Annotated in this window: 14 protein-coding genes; 11 read left to right on the forward strand and 3 right to left on the reverse strand. The window is 72.8% G+C overall.

Going from position 1 to position 15,991, the window contains the following annotated elements; genetic code table 11:
* The first annotated feature begins 130 nt into the window (after positions 1 to 130).
* Both AC6H2I_RS07235 and AC6H2I_RS07240 read left to right on the forward strand, forming a co-directional pair.
* Entirely contained in the window at positions 131 to 1,456 is a 1,326-nt protein-coding gene (locus AC6H2I_RS07235; protein WP_497499919.1) for a protease, read from the forward strand.
* On the forward strand, positions 1,453 to 2,652 hold the full coding sequence (locus tag AC6H2I_RS07240; RefSeq protein WP_497499920.1) for an MFS transporter: 1,200 nt from the start codon (positions 1,453 to 1,455) through the stop codon (positions 2,650 to 2,652). The genes AC6H2I_RS07235 and AC6H2I_RS07240 overlap by 4 nt, the downstream gene beginning before the upstream one ends.
* A 16-nt stretch (positions 2,653 to 2,668) precedes the next feature.
* On the opposite strand, the gene AC6H2I_RS07245 is transcribed toward AC6H2I_RS07240, so the two are convergent.
* Together AC6H2I_RS07245 and AC6H2I_RS07250 are read right to left on the reverse strand one after the other, a co-directional pair.
* The gene (locus AC6H2I_RS07245; protein ID WP_497499921.1) at positions 2,669 to 3,160 is read right to left on the reverse strand and encodes a hypothetical protein; all 492 of its coding nucleotides are present in this window, start codon (positions 3,158 to 3,160) and stop codon (positions 2,669 to 2,671) included.
* Entirely contained in the window at positions 3,157 to 3,930 is a 774-nt protein-coding gene (locus AC6H2I_RS07250; RefSeq protein ID WP_497499922.1) for a response regulator, read from the reverse strand. The genes AC6H2I_RS07245 and AC6H2I_RS07250 overlap by 4 nt, the downstream gene beginning before the upstream one ends.
* 400 nt (positions 3,931 to 4,330) lie before the next feature.
* Here AC6H2I_RS07250 and AC6H2I_RS07255 point away from each other — a divergent pair, with 400 nt between their 5' ends.
* The 9 genes from AC6H2I_RS07255 (at position 4,331) to AC6H2I_RS07295 (ending at position 14,582) form a co-directional block, all read left to right on the forward strand.
* On the forward strand, positions 4,331 to 6,793 hold the full coding sequence (locus AC6H2I_RS07255) for a putative bifunctional diguanylate cyclase/phosphodiesterase (RefSeq protein WP_497499923.1): 2,463 nt from the start codon (positions 4,331 to 4,333) through the stop codon (positions 6,791 to 6,793).
* 127 nt (positions 6,794 to 6,920) lie between these two features.
* The gene (locus AC6H2I_RS07260; protein WP_497499924.1) at positions 6,921 to 8,009 is read left to right on the forward strand and encodes an ABC transporter substrate-binding protein; all 1,089 of its coding nucleotides are present in this window, start codon (positions 6,921 to 6,923) and stop codon (positions 8,007 to 8,009) included.
* A gap of 25 nt (positions 8,010 to 8,034) precedes the next feature.
* Positions 8,035 to 8,850 carry an ABC transporter ATP-binding protein gene (locus AC6H2I_RS07265; RefSeq protein ID WP_497499925.1) on the forward strand — a complete coding sequence of 272 codons (816 nt, stop codon included), beginning with the start codon at positions 8,035 to 8,037 and terminating at the stop codon, positions 8,848 to 8,850.
* Positions 8,847 to 9,674 carry an ABC transporter permease gene (locus AC6H2I_RS07270; RefSeq protein WP_497499926.1) on the forward strand — a complete coding sequence of 276 codons (828 nt, stop codon included), beginning with the start codon at positions 8,847 to 8,849 and terminating at the stop codon, positions 9,672 to 9,674. Before AC6H2I_RS07265 ends, AC6H2I_RS07270 begins: the two co-directional genes overlap by 4 nt.
* 50 nt (positions 9,675 to 9,724) lie before the next feature.
* Entirely contained in the window at positions 9,725 to 10,759 is a 1,035-nt protein-coding gene (locus AC6H2I_RS07275; RefSeq protein WP_497499927.1) for an ABC transporter substrate-binding protein, read from the forward strand.
* A gap of 174 nt (positions 10,760 to 10,933) precedes the next feature.
* Positions 10,934 to 11,890, forward strand: coding sequence for a siderophore ABC transporter substrate-binding protein (locus AC6H2I_RS07280; protein WP_497499928.1), 957 nt, complete (start codon positions 10,934 to 10,936; stop codon positions 11,888 to 11,890).
* A 16-nt stretch (positions 11,891 to 11,906) separates the two neighbouring features.
* Positions 11,907 to 12,869, forward strand: coding sequence for an ABC transporter permease (locus AC6H2I_RS07285; RefSeq protein WP_497499929.1), 963 nt, complete (start codon positions 11,907 to 11,909; stop codon positions 12,867 to 12,869).
* The gene (locus AC6H2I_RS07290) at positions 12,862 to 13,827 is read left to right on the forward strand and encodes an iron chelate uptake ABC transporter family permease subunit (protein ID WP_497499930.1); all 966 of its coding nucleotides are present in this window, start codon (positions 12,862 to 12,864) and stop codon (positions 13,825 to 13,827) included. Before AC6H2I_RS07285 ends, AC6H2I_RS07290 begins: the two co-directional genes overlap by 8 nt.
* A complete protein-coding gene (locus AC6H2I_RS07295) occupies positions 13,824 to 14,582 on the forward strand; it encodes an iron ABC transporter ATP-binding protein (RefSeq protein ID WP_497499931.1) in 759 nt (252 codons plus the stop codon). Before AC6H2I_RS07290 ends, AC6H2I_RS07295 begins: the two co-directional genes overlap by 4 nt.
* Here the strand turns inward: AC6H2I_RS07295 and AC6H2I_RS07300 are convergent.
* A complete protein-coding gene (locus AC6H2I_RS07300) occupies positions 14,570 to 15,991 on the reverse strand; it encodes an amidase (RefSeq protein WP_497499932.1) in 1,422 nt (473 codons plus the stop codon). The genes AC6H2I_RS07295 and AC6H2I_RS07300 overlap by 13 nt on opposite strands.

Raw genomic sequence — 15,991 nt, forward strand, 5'->3', positions numbered from 1 at the left:
CGGCCGCTCCGCCTTGAGCTGCAGGGTGTTGGCCGGGTTCCCTACCGGATCGGACACAGGACGCCCGGCCCCTTCTCCGCCGTGCCGGGGCGGTGTATCGTGCGCTGCGCTGCGGCTTCCGGAAGACGGCATGCTGAAACTGGCTTTCCTGTTGATCGGTCCTGAGGGCTTCCGGTCGCAGTGGCATGTGCTGGCCGTCATCGGCACCGTTCTCCTGCTGTTGCCGGTCTACGTCGCCATCGACGCCGGCGACGGCGTGGCCGCCACCACGGAGTTCGTCCTGGGGCTGGTGTTGCTGGCCGGCGGGCTGGTCGCGCTGCTCACCGCCGGCGCGACCGAGGGTGCCGGCCACGGCCTGGCGGTTGCCCGGGGCGCGGCGGTGCTGGCCGCGGGCGCTCTGATGGTCGCCCTGCCGATCGAGAGCGACCGCGCGGTGGCGCTGCTGTTCACCGCGGCCCTCGTGCTGGACGGCCTCGCCCGGATCGGCAGCGCGGTGGTCCTGCGCGTTCCCGGCTGGCGCACGCACGCCGCGTGCGGGGCCGCCGAACTGGCGGCCGCCCTCATGCTTCTCGCGGGCTGGCCGCTGCCGCGCGACCGCAACGTCCCCTTTTGCGTCGGCCTGCTGGTCGGCCTGTCCGGCTGGCTGCTGATCCGGCTCGGGTTCATGCTGCGCACGCTGGAGCCCGAGGTCGCCCTGCTGCTGCTGCCGCTCTTCGCCGGGCGCGGCTGGAACGACCATGCCCCCGTGCTGATCGGCGACGCCCCGTTGCGCCGGGGCGACGAGCACCCGCTGGTGGTCCATGTCTGGACCCCGGCGGGCGTCGCCGGGACGCCGGAACGACGGCTGCTGATCGCCCGCTACATCGCCGCGGTCGACGCCAAGGGCGTCGTCTCCACCGGCCACAGCTCCCTGGAAATGGCCCCGGACGTCTACATCAGCCATTACCCCGCGGTGGAGATCGAACGCTCCGGCGTCAGCTTCGTTCAGGCGCTGCGGGCGGGCGCCGACAACGACATGAACGGCCGCTTCCTCCCCTCCTACGCCGATGAGGTGGCGGACTGGTGTCCGGCCGACCGCCACGTGCAGATCCGCACCTTCAGCCCCCGGCGGCTGCGCGCCTTCTGGGCCGGCTACCGCCAGGACGCCACCTACAACCTCACCAACCGCAACTGCTCCGTCGTCGTCGTGGCCGCCCTGGAGGCGGCGGTGGAGGGGGCGCTCGCCGGACCGTCGCCCTGGCTGCGCCTGATCGCCCTGCTGCTCAACCCGGATCTCTGGGTCGCCGCCCTGCTGCGCGACCGCGCCGCGGCGCTGACCTGGACGCCGGGGGCGACGCTGGACTACGCCAAGACGCTGGCCCGCCTCGTCGATCGGCGCGAACGGTCCTGGGGGTGGCGCTTTCGCGGCTATCTCGGACAACTCGGCAAAGGCACCCGTGGAGGCTTGACACCATGACCGATACCGGCGCGCCGGCGACCGACGGCGGCGAACCGCACGCCACCCTGCTGTCCCGCGCCGCCGTGATCGCCACGGCGACCATGTTCGGGCTGACCTACAGCCTCAGCGCCGCGCTCATCGCCCTGGATCTCGCGCGGCGCGGGGTCGACGAGGCGCTGATCGGCGCCAACGCGGGCATGCATGCGCTGGGCGTCCTGGCCATGGCCTTCCTGCTGCCACGCATCGCCGCCGCCGCCGGCGTCCGCCGCCTGGTGATCCTGGCCCTCGCCGTGAGCGCGCTGACGCTCGCGGCGTTTCCGGCCGTGCCCGCGATCTGGCTGTGGTTCCCGCTGCGGGTGGTGCTGGGGGCGGCGTCGGAAGCGCTGTTCGTGCTGTCGGAGACCTGGACCAACAGCCTGAGCAGCGAGGCCACCCGCGCGCGCAACATGGCCGCCTACACCGCCGCCCTGTCCGTCGGCTTCGCGCTGGGACCGCTGATCCTGTCGGCCATCGGCACCACGGGCGCCGTCCCCTACCTCGTCGGCGCCGCCATCGCGCTGGCCGCGGCGGTGCTGGTCGCGTCGCCGCGCGTCGTCGCCCCGGCCTTCGACCGCCCGGCCAAGGAGGGGCCGCTGCACTTCATCCGCCTCGCCCCGGTGGCGATGGCGGCGGTCGTGCTCAACGCCGCCCTGGAAACCGCGGGCCTGTCCTTCCTCGCCCTCTACGCCGGCGAACTCGGCTGGCCGGAGAGCGGTGCAACCCGCCTGATGTCCTGCATGATGATCGGTGCCATCCTGCTGCAACTGCCGATCGGCTGGCTGGGCGACCGCATGGACCGCACGCGGCTGGTCCGGCTGCTGGCGGCGGGTGCGGGCGTCGGGGCCCTGGCCTGGCCCGTCGCGCTGGCCAGCGAGGTCGCCACCTACGCCCTGCTGTTCGCCTGGGGCGGGGCCTTCGTCGGCATCTACACCATCATGCTGGCGATCGTCGGCAGCCGCTTCCAGGGATCGGCGCTGGTCGGCATCTACGCGGCCATGGGTCTGATGTGGGGCGTCGGCGCGCTCGTCGGTCCCGTGCTCGCGGGGGCGGCGATGGAGTTGGTTCCGCACGGCCTCGCCCTGTTCGCCGCCCTCGCCTGCCTGGCCTTCGTGGCCGCCACGCGGCCGCGGAACGGCAGGGGCGGCGGGGCGGAGCCGGTGCGCGACGTGGTCTGACGGCGCGCCGGCCGGCTCACGCCGGCGGCGCCCCGAGCGCCTTGGCCACCGCCTTGGCCAGGCCACCCACCATCTCCCGCACCGCGGGGTCGCCGGCACCCTTGACGCGCCCGGCAACGATCATGCGCAGGGCCTGGACGTGGAGCAGGGCGATGGCCCGGTCGAGCGGCGCGTCGTCGCCGATCCCATCGACATAGGTGAGCAGACTGCCGGCCACCGCGGTGACCAGCGGATAGCCGAAGGTGTCCCCCAGCGCCCACAGGTCGTGGACCTTGCGGAAGAACAGCCGGCGGTCGGCGGCCTCGCCGGGACCCGCGGCGGCGGCGGCCAGCGCCTCCAGCTCCTCGATGTCGCTCAGGGTGATCGCGCGGTACTCCGCCGCCGCCTGGGCGACCACCGACGCGGCGACCTCCGCCGCCTCGCCCCGGGTGATGCCACCGGGCCGGTCCGCCTTCACCTTCAGCGTGTTGGGGGGGATGATGACGGAAAACGCCGGCTTCTTGGTCACGAGACGGTCTCCGGTTCCAGGGGCGTCGTGTCCGGGGCGCGCGCTGGCGCGTCGTCGCCCGCCGCGGCCGTTGCGCCGGCCGCGTCAGCCGCCGTGTCGGTGGCGGCGTCGGCCGCCGTTTGGGTGGCGGCGTCAGCCGCCGTTTGGGTGGCGGCGTCGGCCGCCGTGTCGGTGGCCGGCTCGGCCGCGGGTTCGGCGGCAGCGGTGTGGAGCGGATCGCCCGACCGGCGCCACGGACCGTGGTGGGCATCGCCGCGCCGCCGCCGCCGGTCCGGCCCGAAGAAGGTGCCGGTGCGGATGAACGGACGGGGATGGTCGATCAGCGAGACGATGCGGTCGAACAGCGTCATCGGCGCCAGCGGCAGGGTCAGAAACTCGTTGGCCCCGGCGTCGCGGGCCGCCTCCACGCGGACCTGTTCGGAATGGCCGGTGATCATGATGATGGGAACGACCCGCAGGCTCTTCTGGCGGCTCGCGCGGACCTTGCGCACAAAGGCCCGCCCGTCGAGCGGCCCGACCATCCAGTCCACCAGCAGCAGGTCGAAGGGGCGCCCCTCGACCTCCTGCAAGGCCAGGTCGGTGTCGCGCACGCACACCACGGTGGTCGCGCCGAACCCCCGCAGCATCTGCGCCAGCAGGCTCTGCATGAAACGGTTCTCGTTGAGCACCAGGATCTGGAACTCGGCGAAATTGTAGCGGACCTCGTTGTCGACGAACGCGTCGCGCCAGTACGCCAGCCCCTTCGGTGGGGAATCCGTTGCGTCGTGCATGAGGGTGCCGGTGTTGATGCAGCGGGCGTGCGGATCGCGCCGCGGGTGGGCACCGCAGCGATCCGCCCCCCAGGATCGTCAGGCGCCGACCCTAGCCCCTTGACCTCGATCATTCCAAATGAATTTCACACGGCAGGCGAGAACATCGCCGCCCTGCGGCACGGTCAACCGGTCATTGCATTGGTATGCGAAGCATTTGTCCCGGCAGGACTGCGCGGCTGCGCGGTCCGGACGACGGAATGCTGCTCCACCACGGTCGCTTTCGACCGCCTCCCCGGTTCATTTGTTGCACCGGCCCGGCGCGGCGTCCTCGACCGGCGTTCCCACGCGGCCCTGTTCATCAAATCTAAACGGGATAGGCGCTAGATCGATTTTCTTACCTCTTTAGTCGGGTATGGCCATGGCCGCCGCTTCCGAACCCCTGTCCGACGGGCGCATCTCCGGACGGCGCACCCTGGCGCTGGTGGCGGCCTTCGCCGCCGTGCTGCTGGCCTGCCTGTGGGCGGCGACCCTGCACCAGGCGACCCGCGAGCGCGTCATGACCGAGGCGATGCACCTGCGCCTGGCCGCCGACCTGGCGCGCGTCTTCGAGGCGCGCCTCAGCGACCGGCTCGACCACATCGACCGCGCCCTGCGCCGGCTCCAGGCGGCACTGGCGGACAGCCCGGTGGCCGTCTCGCTGCGCCTCGAGGCGCTGGCCCGCGGTTTCCAGGACCCGGCCCTTCTGGAACTCGCGGTGGCCGACGCCGAAGGGCGTCTGGTGGCGTCGACCGTGCCGGCCGGCGCCACCGCCAGCGCCGCGGTCGACGGCGAGCCGTTCTTCCAGGCGCACCGCGCCGCCGCCGCCGCCTTCCGCAGCGACCGACTGCTGGTGTCGCACCCCGCCGCGGTGCCCGGCACGGCGCATCCCGCGGTCCGGTTCACGCGCCGCATCGAGGACGGCACGGGCGCCTTCGCCGGGGTCGTGGTCGCCGTCATCGACCCTTCGGTGCTGGCAGACCTGGCCCAGGACCTCGCCATCGGCGAGCGGGGCTATGTGTCGATCGTCGGGCTCGACGGCGTCGTCCGCCTGCTGCACACGCGGCTCGGCCCGGCCGGCCGGATGGCGGATGCCGGAGCCCTGGCCGATCCCGACCGGCCGGCCATCGCGCTGCGCCCGATGGAGGTGGACGGGCAGTCGACCCTGACCGCCTACCGGCGGATGCCTCGCCTCCCGCTGGTCGCCGCCGTCCACCTGTCCGACGCCGAGCGCCTGGCGCCGGTGCACGCACGCACCCACTTCCTGTCCACGGCGGCCACGCTCGTCTCGCTGGTCGTCGTGCTGTTCACGGCGGGGCTGGTGGCGCTGATCCTCCGGCAGTTCCGCACCCGCGCGGCGCTGGCCGCGGCCAACGCCCGCCTGCGCGACAGCGAGCAGGCGCTGGAGCAACGGGTGCTCGAACGCACCCGCGCCCTGGAGCAGTCGAACCGCCACGTCCACGCCCTGGCCTACACCGATCCGCTGACGACGCTGCCCAACCGCAGCCTGTTCGCCGACCGGGCCGCCCACATCATCCGCTGCGCCGCCCGCGACGGGCGCAAGCTCGCCCTGCTGTTTCTCGACCTCGACCGATTCAAGGTGGTCAACGACACGCTGGGGCACGCCGCCGGCGACGAGATGCTGGCCGAAGTGGCCCGGCGCATCCGTGGCAGCGTGCGCACCGAGGACACGGTGGCGCGCATGGGCGGCGACGAGTTCGTGGTGATCGCCGAGGGGCTGGACGACCCCGGGGACGCCGACCTCACGGCGCGGCGCCTGCTCGACGCCTTCGCCGCCCCAGTCAGGGTGCGCGGGCAGGACCTCCATGTCGGGCTGTCCGTGGGCATCGCCGTGTTTCCCGAGGACGGGCGCGACGTGTCGACCCTTCTGAAGAGCGCCGACGCCGCGATGTACGCGGCCAAGAGCGCGGGCCGCAACACCGCCCGCCACTTCAGCGCCTCCATGCGCGAGGCGGCGGAACGCCGCCTCGACCTGGAGGGCGCCCTGCGCCGCGCCGTGCAGGACGGGGCGTTCACCCTGGCCTACCAGCCCAAGGTCGAGCTGGCGTCGGGGCGCCTGCAGGGGGTGGAGGCGCTGCTGCGCTGGACCCATCCGGAGCGCGGCGCCGTCTCGCCCGCCGAGTTCATCCCGCTGGCCGAGGAGTGCGGCCTGATCGAACCCCTGGGCGCCTGGGTGCTGGAGGAGGTCTGCCGCACCATCGCCGGCTGGGACGAGGCCCGGCTGGGGCCGCTCACCGTGGCGGTGAACGTCGCCGCCGCCCAGGTGACGCGTGGCGACCTCGCCGCCCAGGTCGACCGCCTGGTGCACCACCACCGGATCGATCCCGGGCGGTTGGAGATCGAGGTGACCGAAACCGCCGTGATCGGTGACACCGCCCGTGCGCTCGCCACCCTCAACCGCCTGCGCTCGCTCGGCGTGGCGGTCGCGCTGGACGATTTCGGCACCGGGTTCTCCAGCCTGGTCCACCTGCGCGCCCTCGACATCGACGCCCTGAAGATCGACCGCAGCTTCCTGGACGGGGTGGGCCAGGGCACCCGCAACGCCGAGATCGTGCGCCTGATCATCCGCCTGGCCAAGGCGCTGGACCTCGCCGTGGTCGCCGAGGGCGTCGAATGCGCCGAGCACGTGGCGTTCCTGGCCGACGCCGGCTGCGACCTCATCCAGGGCTACCTGATCGCCCGGCCGATGCCGCTGGAGGCGCTGGTGGCGTGGGTCGACGCGCACGAGACGTCCCGCCACCAGGCGTGGCCGCCGGTGCGTCGTCGACAGGGTTACCCCAAATTGTTGACAATTTCCGCAGCGGAACCCGCCGCCGCCCAATAATTGGGCATTGTTCGCGGGGCGGCCGCACCGGCAGCCGCCCCGCGGCATCCGCGGCCCGCTGGCACGCCCGTTGCTAGACCCGGACCGTTGCGCCCGGGCGGCGGGCGGTCTTGATGCGGAGCGGATGATGGCCAGGATGATGGCGGCCCTGACGGCGGTGACGAAACGGTTCGCAACGGCGGCGGGCGGCGCCCGCCGTGTGTCGCTGGGGGTGTCGCTGGTTGTGGCGCTGGGCGCGCTGGACACGGCCGGCGGTGCTGCGGCCGAGACCGCGGTGAAGTTCACCCTGGACTGGAAGTTCGAAGGCCCCGCCGCGGCGTTCCTGCTGGCGCAGGACAAGGGTTTCTTCAAGGAGGAGGGGCTCGACGTCACCATCGACAGCGGCAACGGGTCGGCCGGCGCGGTCACCCGGGTGGCCAGCGGTGCCTACGATATCGGCATGGCCGACATCAACTCGATGATGGAGTTCAACGCCAAGAACCCGGACCAGGCGATGAAGGCGGTCTTCATCGTCTACGACATTCCGCCCTTCTCCATCTTCTCCTTGAAGAAGTCGGGCATCGCCGCCCCCGCCGACCTCGCGGGCAAGACGCTGGGCGCCCCCATCTTCGACGCCCCGCGCAAGCTGTTCCCGGCCTACGCCCAGGCGATCGGCATCCCCGCGGACAGCGTCGCCTGGACCACCATGGACCCGCCGCTGCGCGAGCCGATGCTGGTGCGCGGCGACGTCGACGCCATCTCGGGCTTCTACTTCACCAGCCTGCTGAACCTGAAGGCCCAGGGGGTGGCGGAAAGCGACCTGACCATCTTCAATTACGCCGACGCCGGGGTCAGCCTCTACGGCAACGCCCTCCTTCCCTCGCCCAAGCTGATGGCCGAGAACCCGGACGCGCTGAAGGGGTTCCTGAGGGCGGTGGTGAAGGGCTGGCAGGCGGTCATCGCCGACCCCGAGGCCGGGATCGCCGCGCTGAAGGCCCGCGACCCGCTGATCGACCCGGCGCTGGAGCTGGACCGCCTGAAGATGGCCATCGCCATGTGCGTGCTCACCCCCGACGTCACGGAGGACGGCATGGGCGGCGTGCGCGCCGACCGGATGGCCAAGGCCATCGCGCAGGTGGTGCTGGCCTTCGGCCTGGCCTCGGCGCCGGCGCCGGAGACCGTGTTCGATGCCTCGTTCCTGCCGGCCAAGGCCGAGCGCATGCTGACCGCACCGTGAGCGCGCCGGGGAGGGAACCGCTGCCGTGACCGCCCATTTCGTCGAGCTCGACCGGGTCACCCTGCGCTACGGCGAGGATGACAGCCTGGCCCTGGCCGAGACCACCATGAAGATCGCCCGCGGCGAGTTCATCGCCGTCGTCGGCCCCAGCGGCTGCGGCAAATCCTCCCTTCTCAAGCTCGTCTCCGGCCTGATGCCGCCGTCCGACGGCACGGTGATCGTCGACGGGCGCGAGGTGGCGGGGCCGCTCAAGATCGTCGGCATGGCGTTCCAGAACCCGACCCTGCTGCCCTGGCGCACCACGCTGCAGAACGTCATGCTGCCCCTGGAGATCGTCGAGCCGCATCGCGGCCGGCTGCGCCGCAACCGGGCGGAGTACGAGGCGCGCGCCCGGCGCATCCTCGCCTCCGTCGGGTTGGGCGGGTTCGAGGACAAGCACCCGTGGGAGCTGTCGGGCGGCATGCAGCAGCGCGCCTCCCTGTGCCGGGCGCTGGTCCACGAGCCCGACCTGCTGATGCTGGACGAGCCCTTCGGCGCCCTCGATGCCTTCACCCGGGAGGAGCTGTGGTCCATCCTCCAGGACCTGTGGACCCAGCGGCCCTTCACCGTCATCCTGGTCACCCACGACCTGCGCGAGGCGGCCTTCCTCGCCGACACCATCTACGTCATGAGCAAGCGCCCCGGGTGCCTGGTGCACGTGCGCCGCAACGACCTGCCGCGCCCGCGCACCCTGGAGACCACCTTCACCCCCGCCTTCGTCGGCCTCGTCCACGAGCTGCGCGACCACATCAGCGCGGTGCGCACGGCGCCGGCCGCCGCGCCCGAGGAGGCCCTGCCATGACCGGACATCATCGCGCCACGGCGACCGCCGCCACGGGCTCCGCCCTGAGGCGCCGGCGTCTGAAGCGCCAGGTCGACCGGCTGACCCCGCTGTGGTCGACCCTGGCCCTGTTCGTGGTGTGGGAGCTGGCGTGCCGCCTCTTCGCCATCCCCGAATACATCCTGCCCACCCCCTCGGCCAGCCTGGCCGCCGCCTGGACCTTCCGCGCCGCGATCTGGATGCACGCGGTGCAGACCCTGCTGACGACCCTGGCCGGCTTCGCCCTGGCGGTCGCCTTCGGGGTGCTGCTGGGGGTCGCGGTGGGCTCGTCGCGGGCGGTCTACGCCGCCGCCAACCCCCTGCTGATCGGTTTCAACAGCGTGCCCAAGGTGGCGGTGGTGCCGATCCTGGTGATGTGGTTCGGCATCGGCACGGTGCCGGCGGTGATCACCGCCTTCCTCATCAGCTTCTTCCCCATCGTCGTCAACGTCGCCACCGGGCTCGCCACCCTGGAGCCGGAGCTGCGCGACGTGCTGCGCGCGCTCGGCGCCACGCGCACCGACATCCTGATCAAGGTCGCCTTTCCCCGCGCCCTGCCCTTCTTCTTCGCCTCGCTGAAGGTGGCGGTCACGCTCGCCTTCGTCGGCTCGGTGATGTCGGAGACGGTGGCCTCCAACCTCGGCGTCGGCTACCTGATGATGTCGGCCAGTTCCAAGTTCAACATGCCGCTGGTCTTCGCCGGCCTGCTGGTGATCGCCGCCATGGGCGTCGCCATGTACGAGGCCTTCTCAGTGATCGAACGCCGCTCCACCCGCTGGGCCCACCGCGGCAGCCCGGCGGCGTGAGCCCACGCACCATCCGGGCGGCGTCGCGCCGCCCCATCCACGGAGGGACCATGAAGACCACCGTCGCGTCGCTGCTGGGCGGGCTGCTGCTCGCCGCCGGCCTGGCCGCCCCCGCGGCCGCCCCGGCCCGGGCGGACACCCCCATCCGCTTCATCCTGGACTGGAAGTTCGAGGGGCCGGCGGCCCCGTTCCTGGTGGCCCAGCAGAAGGGCTATTTCACGGACGAGGGGCTGGACGTCACGGTCGACAGCGGCAACGGCTCGGTCGGCGCGGTCACCCGGGTGGCCGGCGGCAGCTACGACATCGGCGCCGCCGATTTCGGCGCCATGCTGGAGTTCAACGACAAGAACCCGGACAAGGCGCTGACCGCCGTCTTCATGATCTACGACGCGCCGCCCGCGGCCATCTTCACCTTGAAGAAAAGCGGCATCACCGACCCCGCCCAGCTCAAGGGCAAGACCCTGGGCGCGCCGATCTTCGACGCCGCGCGCAAGATGTTCCCGGCCTTCGCCGGCGCCGTCGGCCTCGCCCCGGACGACGTCACCTGGGCCACCATGGAGCCGCCGCTGCGCGAGCCGATGCTGGTGCGCGGCGACGTCGACGCCATCTCCGGATTCACCTTCACCAGCCTGCTCAACCTGCGCGCCAACGGCGTTCCGGAGAGCGAGGTCACCACCTTCACCTACTCCGGGGTCGGGCTGAAGCTCTACGGCAACGTGCTGATCCCCTCGCCGGAGCTGATGACGGATCATCCCGAGGCGCTGAAGGGCTTCCTGCGCGCGGTGGTCAAGGGCTGGAGCGACGTGGTCGCCGACCCCGCCGTCGGCGTCGCCGCACTCAAGGCCCGCGACCCGCTGATCGACCCGGCCCTGGAGCTGGAGCGCCTGACGCTGGCCATCGGCCAGTGCGTCGACACCCCCGACGTGCGCGCCAACGGCATGGGCGCGGTGCGCGCCGACCGCGTCGCGGTGACGGTGGAGCAGGTCGCCCAGGCCTTCGGCTTCGCCACGGCACCGGCGCCCGACACGGTGTTTGACGCCTCCTTCCTGCCGGCCAAGGAGCAGCGCATGCTGCCGCTGCCCTGACATGCGGTGATCCGGGGCGACGCCACGCCGCCCCGGCCGGGACGGCGTGGCGCGTGCGAATGAGAATCGGTCGCCTTGCCATGCGGCCGTTTTTGCGATTTGTTCTGGCCATGCCGGTGCGCGCGGCCGGACCGCCGCGCAGCGCCCCCCGCCCCGCATGGAAGGACCGCACCCATGGCACACCGTCCGCAGCGCCCACCCACGGTGCGCCTCGCCCGGATCGTCTCCGCCGCCCTGCTGGCGCTGGCGCTGGCCCAGGGTGCGGCGGCGGCGCCGACGCAGGCCGCGGACACCGTCACGGTGACCCACGCCCAGGGCACCACCGAGGTGCCCCGCACCCCGCACCGCGTCGTGGTCTTCGACCTGGCCTCCCTGGACACGCTCGACGCGCTGGGCGTGGCGATCGACGGGGTGCCCGGCGGCCTGCTGCCCGGGTCCCTGTCCAAATACGCGGCCGACGCCTACGCCAAGGTCGGCACGGTGTTCGAGCCGGACTACGAGGCGGTGAACGCCCTCGAGCCGGACCTGATCATCATCGGCGGCCGGTCGGCGCCCAACCACGCGGCGCTGTCGCGCATCGCCCCGACCATCGACCTGACCGCCGACCCCGCGGACGCCCTGGGCAGCCTCGCCGCCAACGTCGACCGGCTCGCCCGCATCTTCGCCAGGGAGGACGAGGCGGAGCGCCGGCTGGCGGCGCTGCGCCGGTCGGTCGCGGCGCTGCGCGCCACCGCCCCCACCATCGGCGACGGGCTGCTGGTGCTGACCACCGGCAGCAAGATGAGCGCCTACGGCCCGGGGTCGCGCTTCGGCATCCTGCACGACGTGTTCGGCGTCGCCCCGGCGGCGGCCGGATTGACGACGTCGGTGCACGGCCAGCCGATCTCCTCGGAGTTCGTCCTGCGGGCCGATCCCGACTGGCTGTTCGTGGTCGACCGCGACGCGGCGATCGGCACCGGCGAGGCGGCGCGCCGGGTGCTGGACAACGAGCTGGTCGCCCAGACCAAGGCCTGGAAGCGGGGCCAGGTGGTCTATCTCGACCCGGTGCGCTGGTACCTCGTCGGCGGCGGGCTGAACGCGGTCCAGGGCATGGTCGACCAGCTCGCCCAGGCCTTCGCCTCGCGCGGCTGAACCCGGCCGGGACCCGATGGGAAAGCTCATCCTCGGGGCGGCCGGCGTCGCCGCCCTGGCCATCCTCAGCCTGTTCGTCGGCGCGACCGACCTGTCGCCGGCGGCGCTTGTCGCCGCCGGGCCGGAGAGCGACGCCATGCGGGTGCTGCTGGTCAGCCGCATCCCGCGCACCCTGGCGGTCATCCTCTCCGGCATGGCCATGGGGGTCAGCGGCCTGATCATGCAGCTGCTGGTGCGCAACCGCTTCGTCGAGCCGGGGACCGCCGGCACCATCGAATCGGCGAGCCTCGGCATCCTGGTCGCCACCCTGCTGGCGCCGGGGATGGACCTCATCGGCACCATGGCGGTCGCCGCCCTGTTCGCCCTGGCCGGCACCGGCCTGTTCCTGCTGATCCTCGGCCGCATCCCCCTGCGCTCGGCCATCATGGTGCCGCTGGTCGGGCTGATGCTGGGCGGCGTGTTCGATTCCATGGCCACCTTCCTGGCCTACCGCTACGACCTGCTGCAGTCGCTGAGCGCCTGGACCACCGGCGATTTCTCCGGGGTGCTGCGCGGCCGCTACGAGCTCCTGTGGATCGCCCTGGCGCTCACCGCCGCCGCCTATCGGGCGGCCGACCGCTTCACGGTGGCCGGGATGGGCCAGGACGTCACCACCAGCCTCGGCATGAACCACCGCCACGCCGTGGCGCTGGGCCTGGTGATCGTCGCCATGAACACCGCCGTGGTGGTCGCCACCGTCGGCACCCTGCCCTTCCTGGGCCTGATCGTCCCCAACCTGGTCAGCATGGCGATCGGCGACAACGCGCGCCGCGCCCTGCCCTGGGTGGGGCTGGGCAGCGCCGCCTTCGTCCTGGTCTGCGACCTGATCGGCCGCACCCTGCGCCACCCCTACGAGATCCCCGTGGGGATGGTGATCGGCGTGGTCGGCAGCGCGCTGTTCCTCTATCTGCTGCTGCGCAAGGACCAGTCCCTTGGGTAGGCGGGGTGCGCTCGGGCCGCCGGCGGTGATCGCGCTGCTGGCGCTGGCCGCGGCGGTGGCGGTGGTCGCCTTCATGACCCTGGGCGCCCGGGGAAGCTGGAGCTTCGTGCTGCCCTTCCGCGGCACCAAGGTGGCGGCCATGCTGGTGGTGGCCTACGCCGTCGCGGTGTCGACGGTGCTGTTCCAGACCGTCACCAACAACCGCATCCTGACGCCCGGGATCATGGGCTTCGACTGGCTCTACATGCTGATCCAGAGCGCCGCGGTGTTCCTCATGGGGTCCGGCGCGGTGCAGGCGATCGACGACCGCCTGCGCTTCGCCGGCGAGGTCGCGGCCATGGTGGCCTTCTCGGTGGTGCTCTACGGGCTGCTGTTCGCCAGCGGCCGGCGCAGCCTGCACCTGCTGATCCTGACCGGCGTCGTGTTCGGCGTGTTCTTCCGCAGCCTGTCCAACTTCATCCAGCGGATGATCGACCCGGCCGAGTTCACCGTGCTCCAGGACCGCTACTTCGCCAGCGTCAACACGGTGGCCGGCGACCTGCTGCTCGCCTCGCTGGTGCTGGTCGCCGGGTGTTCGGCGGTGGCGTGGCGCATCCGCTCCAGCTTCGACGTGCTGGCGCTCGGCCGCGACGCGGCGATCAGCCTCGGCGTCGACCACCGCCGCACGGTCACCGTCATCCTGATCCTGGTGGCGGTGCTGGTGGCGGTCTCCACCGCCCTGGTCGGGCCGGTCACCTTCTTCGGGCTCCTGGTGGCGAACCTCGCCTACGGGGTGATCCCCTCCAGCAAGCACCGCTTCCTGCTGCCCGCCGCCGTGCTCCTGGCGGCGATCACCCTGGTCGGCGGCCAGACCATCCTGGAACGGGTCTTCGCCTTCGACTCCAACCTGCGCATCATCATCGACTTCCTGGGGGGACTCGTGTTCATCGGCCTGGTGCTGCGCGGGGTCGCGCGATGATCGACGCCAGGAACGTCACCAAGCGCTACGGCGACACGGTCGTCGTCGACGGCGTGTCGCTGCGCCTGCCCGCCGCCGGCGTCGTCTCGATCATCGGCCCCAACGGAGCCGGCAAGTCGACGCTGCTGTCGATGATCAGCCGCCTGCTGCCCATGTCCGCGGGCACCGTCACCGTGGCCGGGCTGGACGTGACCCGCACGCCGGGCCACGCGCTGGCGCGCCGGCTCTCGGTGCTGCGCCAGGACAACCACCTGACGGCCCGGCTGACGGTGCGCGACCTGGTGGAGTTCGGCCGCTACCCCCACTCCAAGGGCCGCCTCACCGCCGACGACCGGGTCCATGTGGAGCGCGCCATCGGCCATCTCGGCCTGGCCCCCCTGGCCGGCCGCTTCCTCGACGAGCTGTCGGGCGGGCAGCGCCAGCGCGCCTTCGTCGCCATGGTGCTGTGCCAGGACACCGACTGCATCCTGCTGGACGAGCCGCTCAACAACCTCGACCTGCACCACGCGGTGGCGATGATGAAGCAGGTCCGGCGCTTCGCCGACGAGCTGGGCAAGACCATCGTCCTGGTGTTGCACGACATCAACTTCGCGTCCTGCTACTCCGACCACATCGTCGCCATGCGCGACGGCGCGGTGGTGGTCCAGGGGCCGCCGGAGGCGGTGATCCGGGAGGACGTGCTGCACGCCGTCTACGACCTGCCGATGACGGTGCAGGTCGTCGGCGGGCGGCGCATCTGCAACTACTTCACCTGATCCGCCGCCATCGCCGGCCAGCGGTCGGCCCAGGGGCAGGCGTCCTCGAACGCCGCGGCGAGCGCCAGCAGCCGCTCCTCGGCGCCGAGATCGCCGATGAGCTGGACGCCCACCGGCAGGGCGCCCGCCTCCACCGGGGCCGGCAGCGTCACCGCGGGGTGGCCGGCGGCGTTCACCCAGCCGGTGTAGACGGCGTGCCCGCGCGGACCCACCGCGACCCCGTCGATCATCGGCGGAAAGGGCTGGTCGGCGGGCCACGGCATCGCCGCGCAGGCCGGCATGAGGATCATGTCCCAGGCGGCGAACAGCGCGGAGGCCGCGGCGCGCAGCGCGTGCACCGCCTCGAGCCCGGCCAGGAGGTCGGTGGCCGCCACCCGTGCGCCCTCCTCCGCCATGGCCAGGTACCGGGGGCTCGCCCGGTCCATGCCCGGCTCGGCCGCGCGCAGCCGGGCCAGGCCGGTCTGCGCCACCACCGGCCAGAACCCGGTCACCGCGTCGAGGTCGAGCGGCAGGGCGCCGCGCTCCACCCGATGGCCGAGCCGCGACAGCCCGTCGGCCGCCGCCCCCACCGCCCGGGCGATCACCGGGTCCAGCGGCGCGCTGCCCAGCCTCTCCACGACCAGGATGCGCAGCCCCGGCGCTCCCGCGGCCTCCGCCGCGCCGGGGTGGCGCCCGCGCGAGCGCGGGTCGCCCCGGTCGGCCCCCGACAGCACCGCCAGCACCGCCGCGGCGTCGCGCACCGTGCGGGTCAGCGGCCCCACCACCTCGAAGTCGAGCAGCACCTGCGGCAGGCCGCCACCGCGCGGCACCCGGCCCAGCCCCGGCTTCACGCCGACCAGCCCGGTGTAGGCGGCCGGGCGCCGGATGGAGCCGCCGCCATCGGTGCCCAGCGCCAGGGTCGCCATGCCCGCCGCGACCGCCGCCACCGCCCCGCCGCTCGACCCGCCGGGGGTGAGGGCCGGCTGCCAGGGGTTGCGGGTGACGCCGAACAGGGCGTTGCCGGTGTACCCTTCCACCGCGAACTCCGGAACGTTGGTCTTGCCCAGCACCACCGCCCCGGCATCGCGCAGCCGCGCCACCGGCAGCTCGTCGGCGCGCCAGACCGTGTCGGCGTAGACCCGGCTGCCCCAGGTCGCCGGCATGCCGCGGGCGACCAGGTTGTCCTTCAGCGCGACCGGCACGCCGTCGAGCGGGCCGCGCGGCCGCCCGGCGCGGTGGCGCAGGGTGCTCTCCCGCGCCTCCGCCTCGGCCGCCGGGTTGGCGCACACCCAGGCGTTGAGCACCGGGTCCAGGCGGGCGATCCGCTCGCGGAACACCGCCAGCGCGTCCAGCGGCGTGACCCGGCCCGCGGCGAAGGCGGCGGCGAGGTCGTGGGCGTCGAGGCGCCAGAGGGTGTCGACGTCGGTCAT

The organism is Azospirillum sp. NS33 (assembly GCF_059703765.1).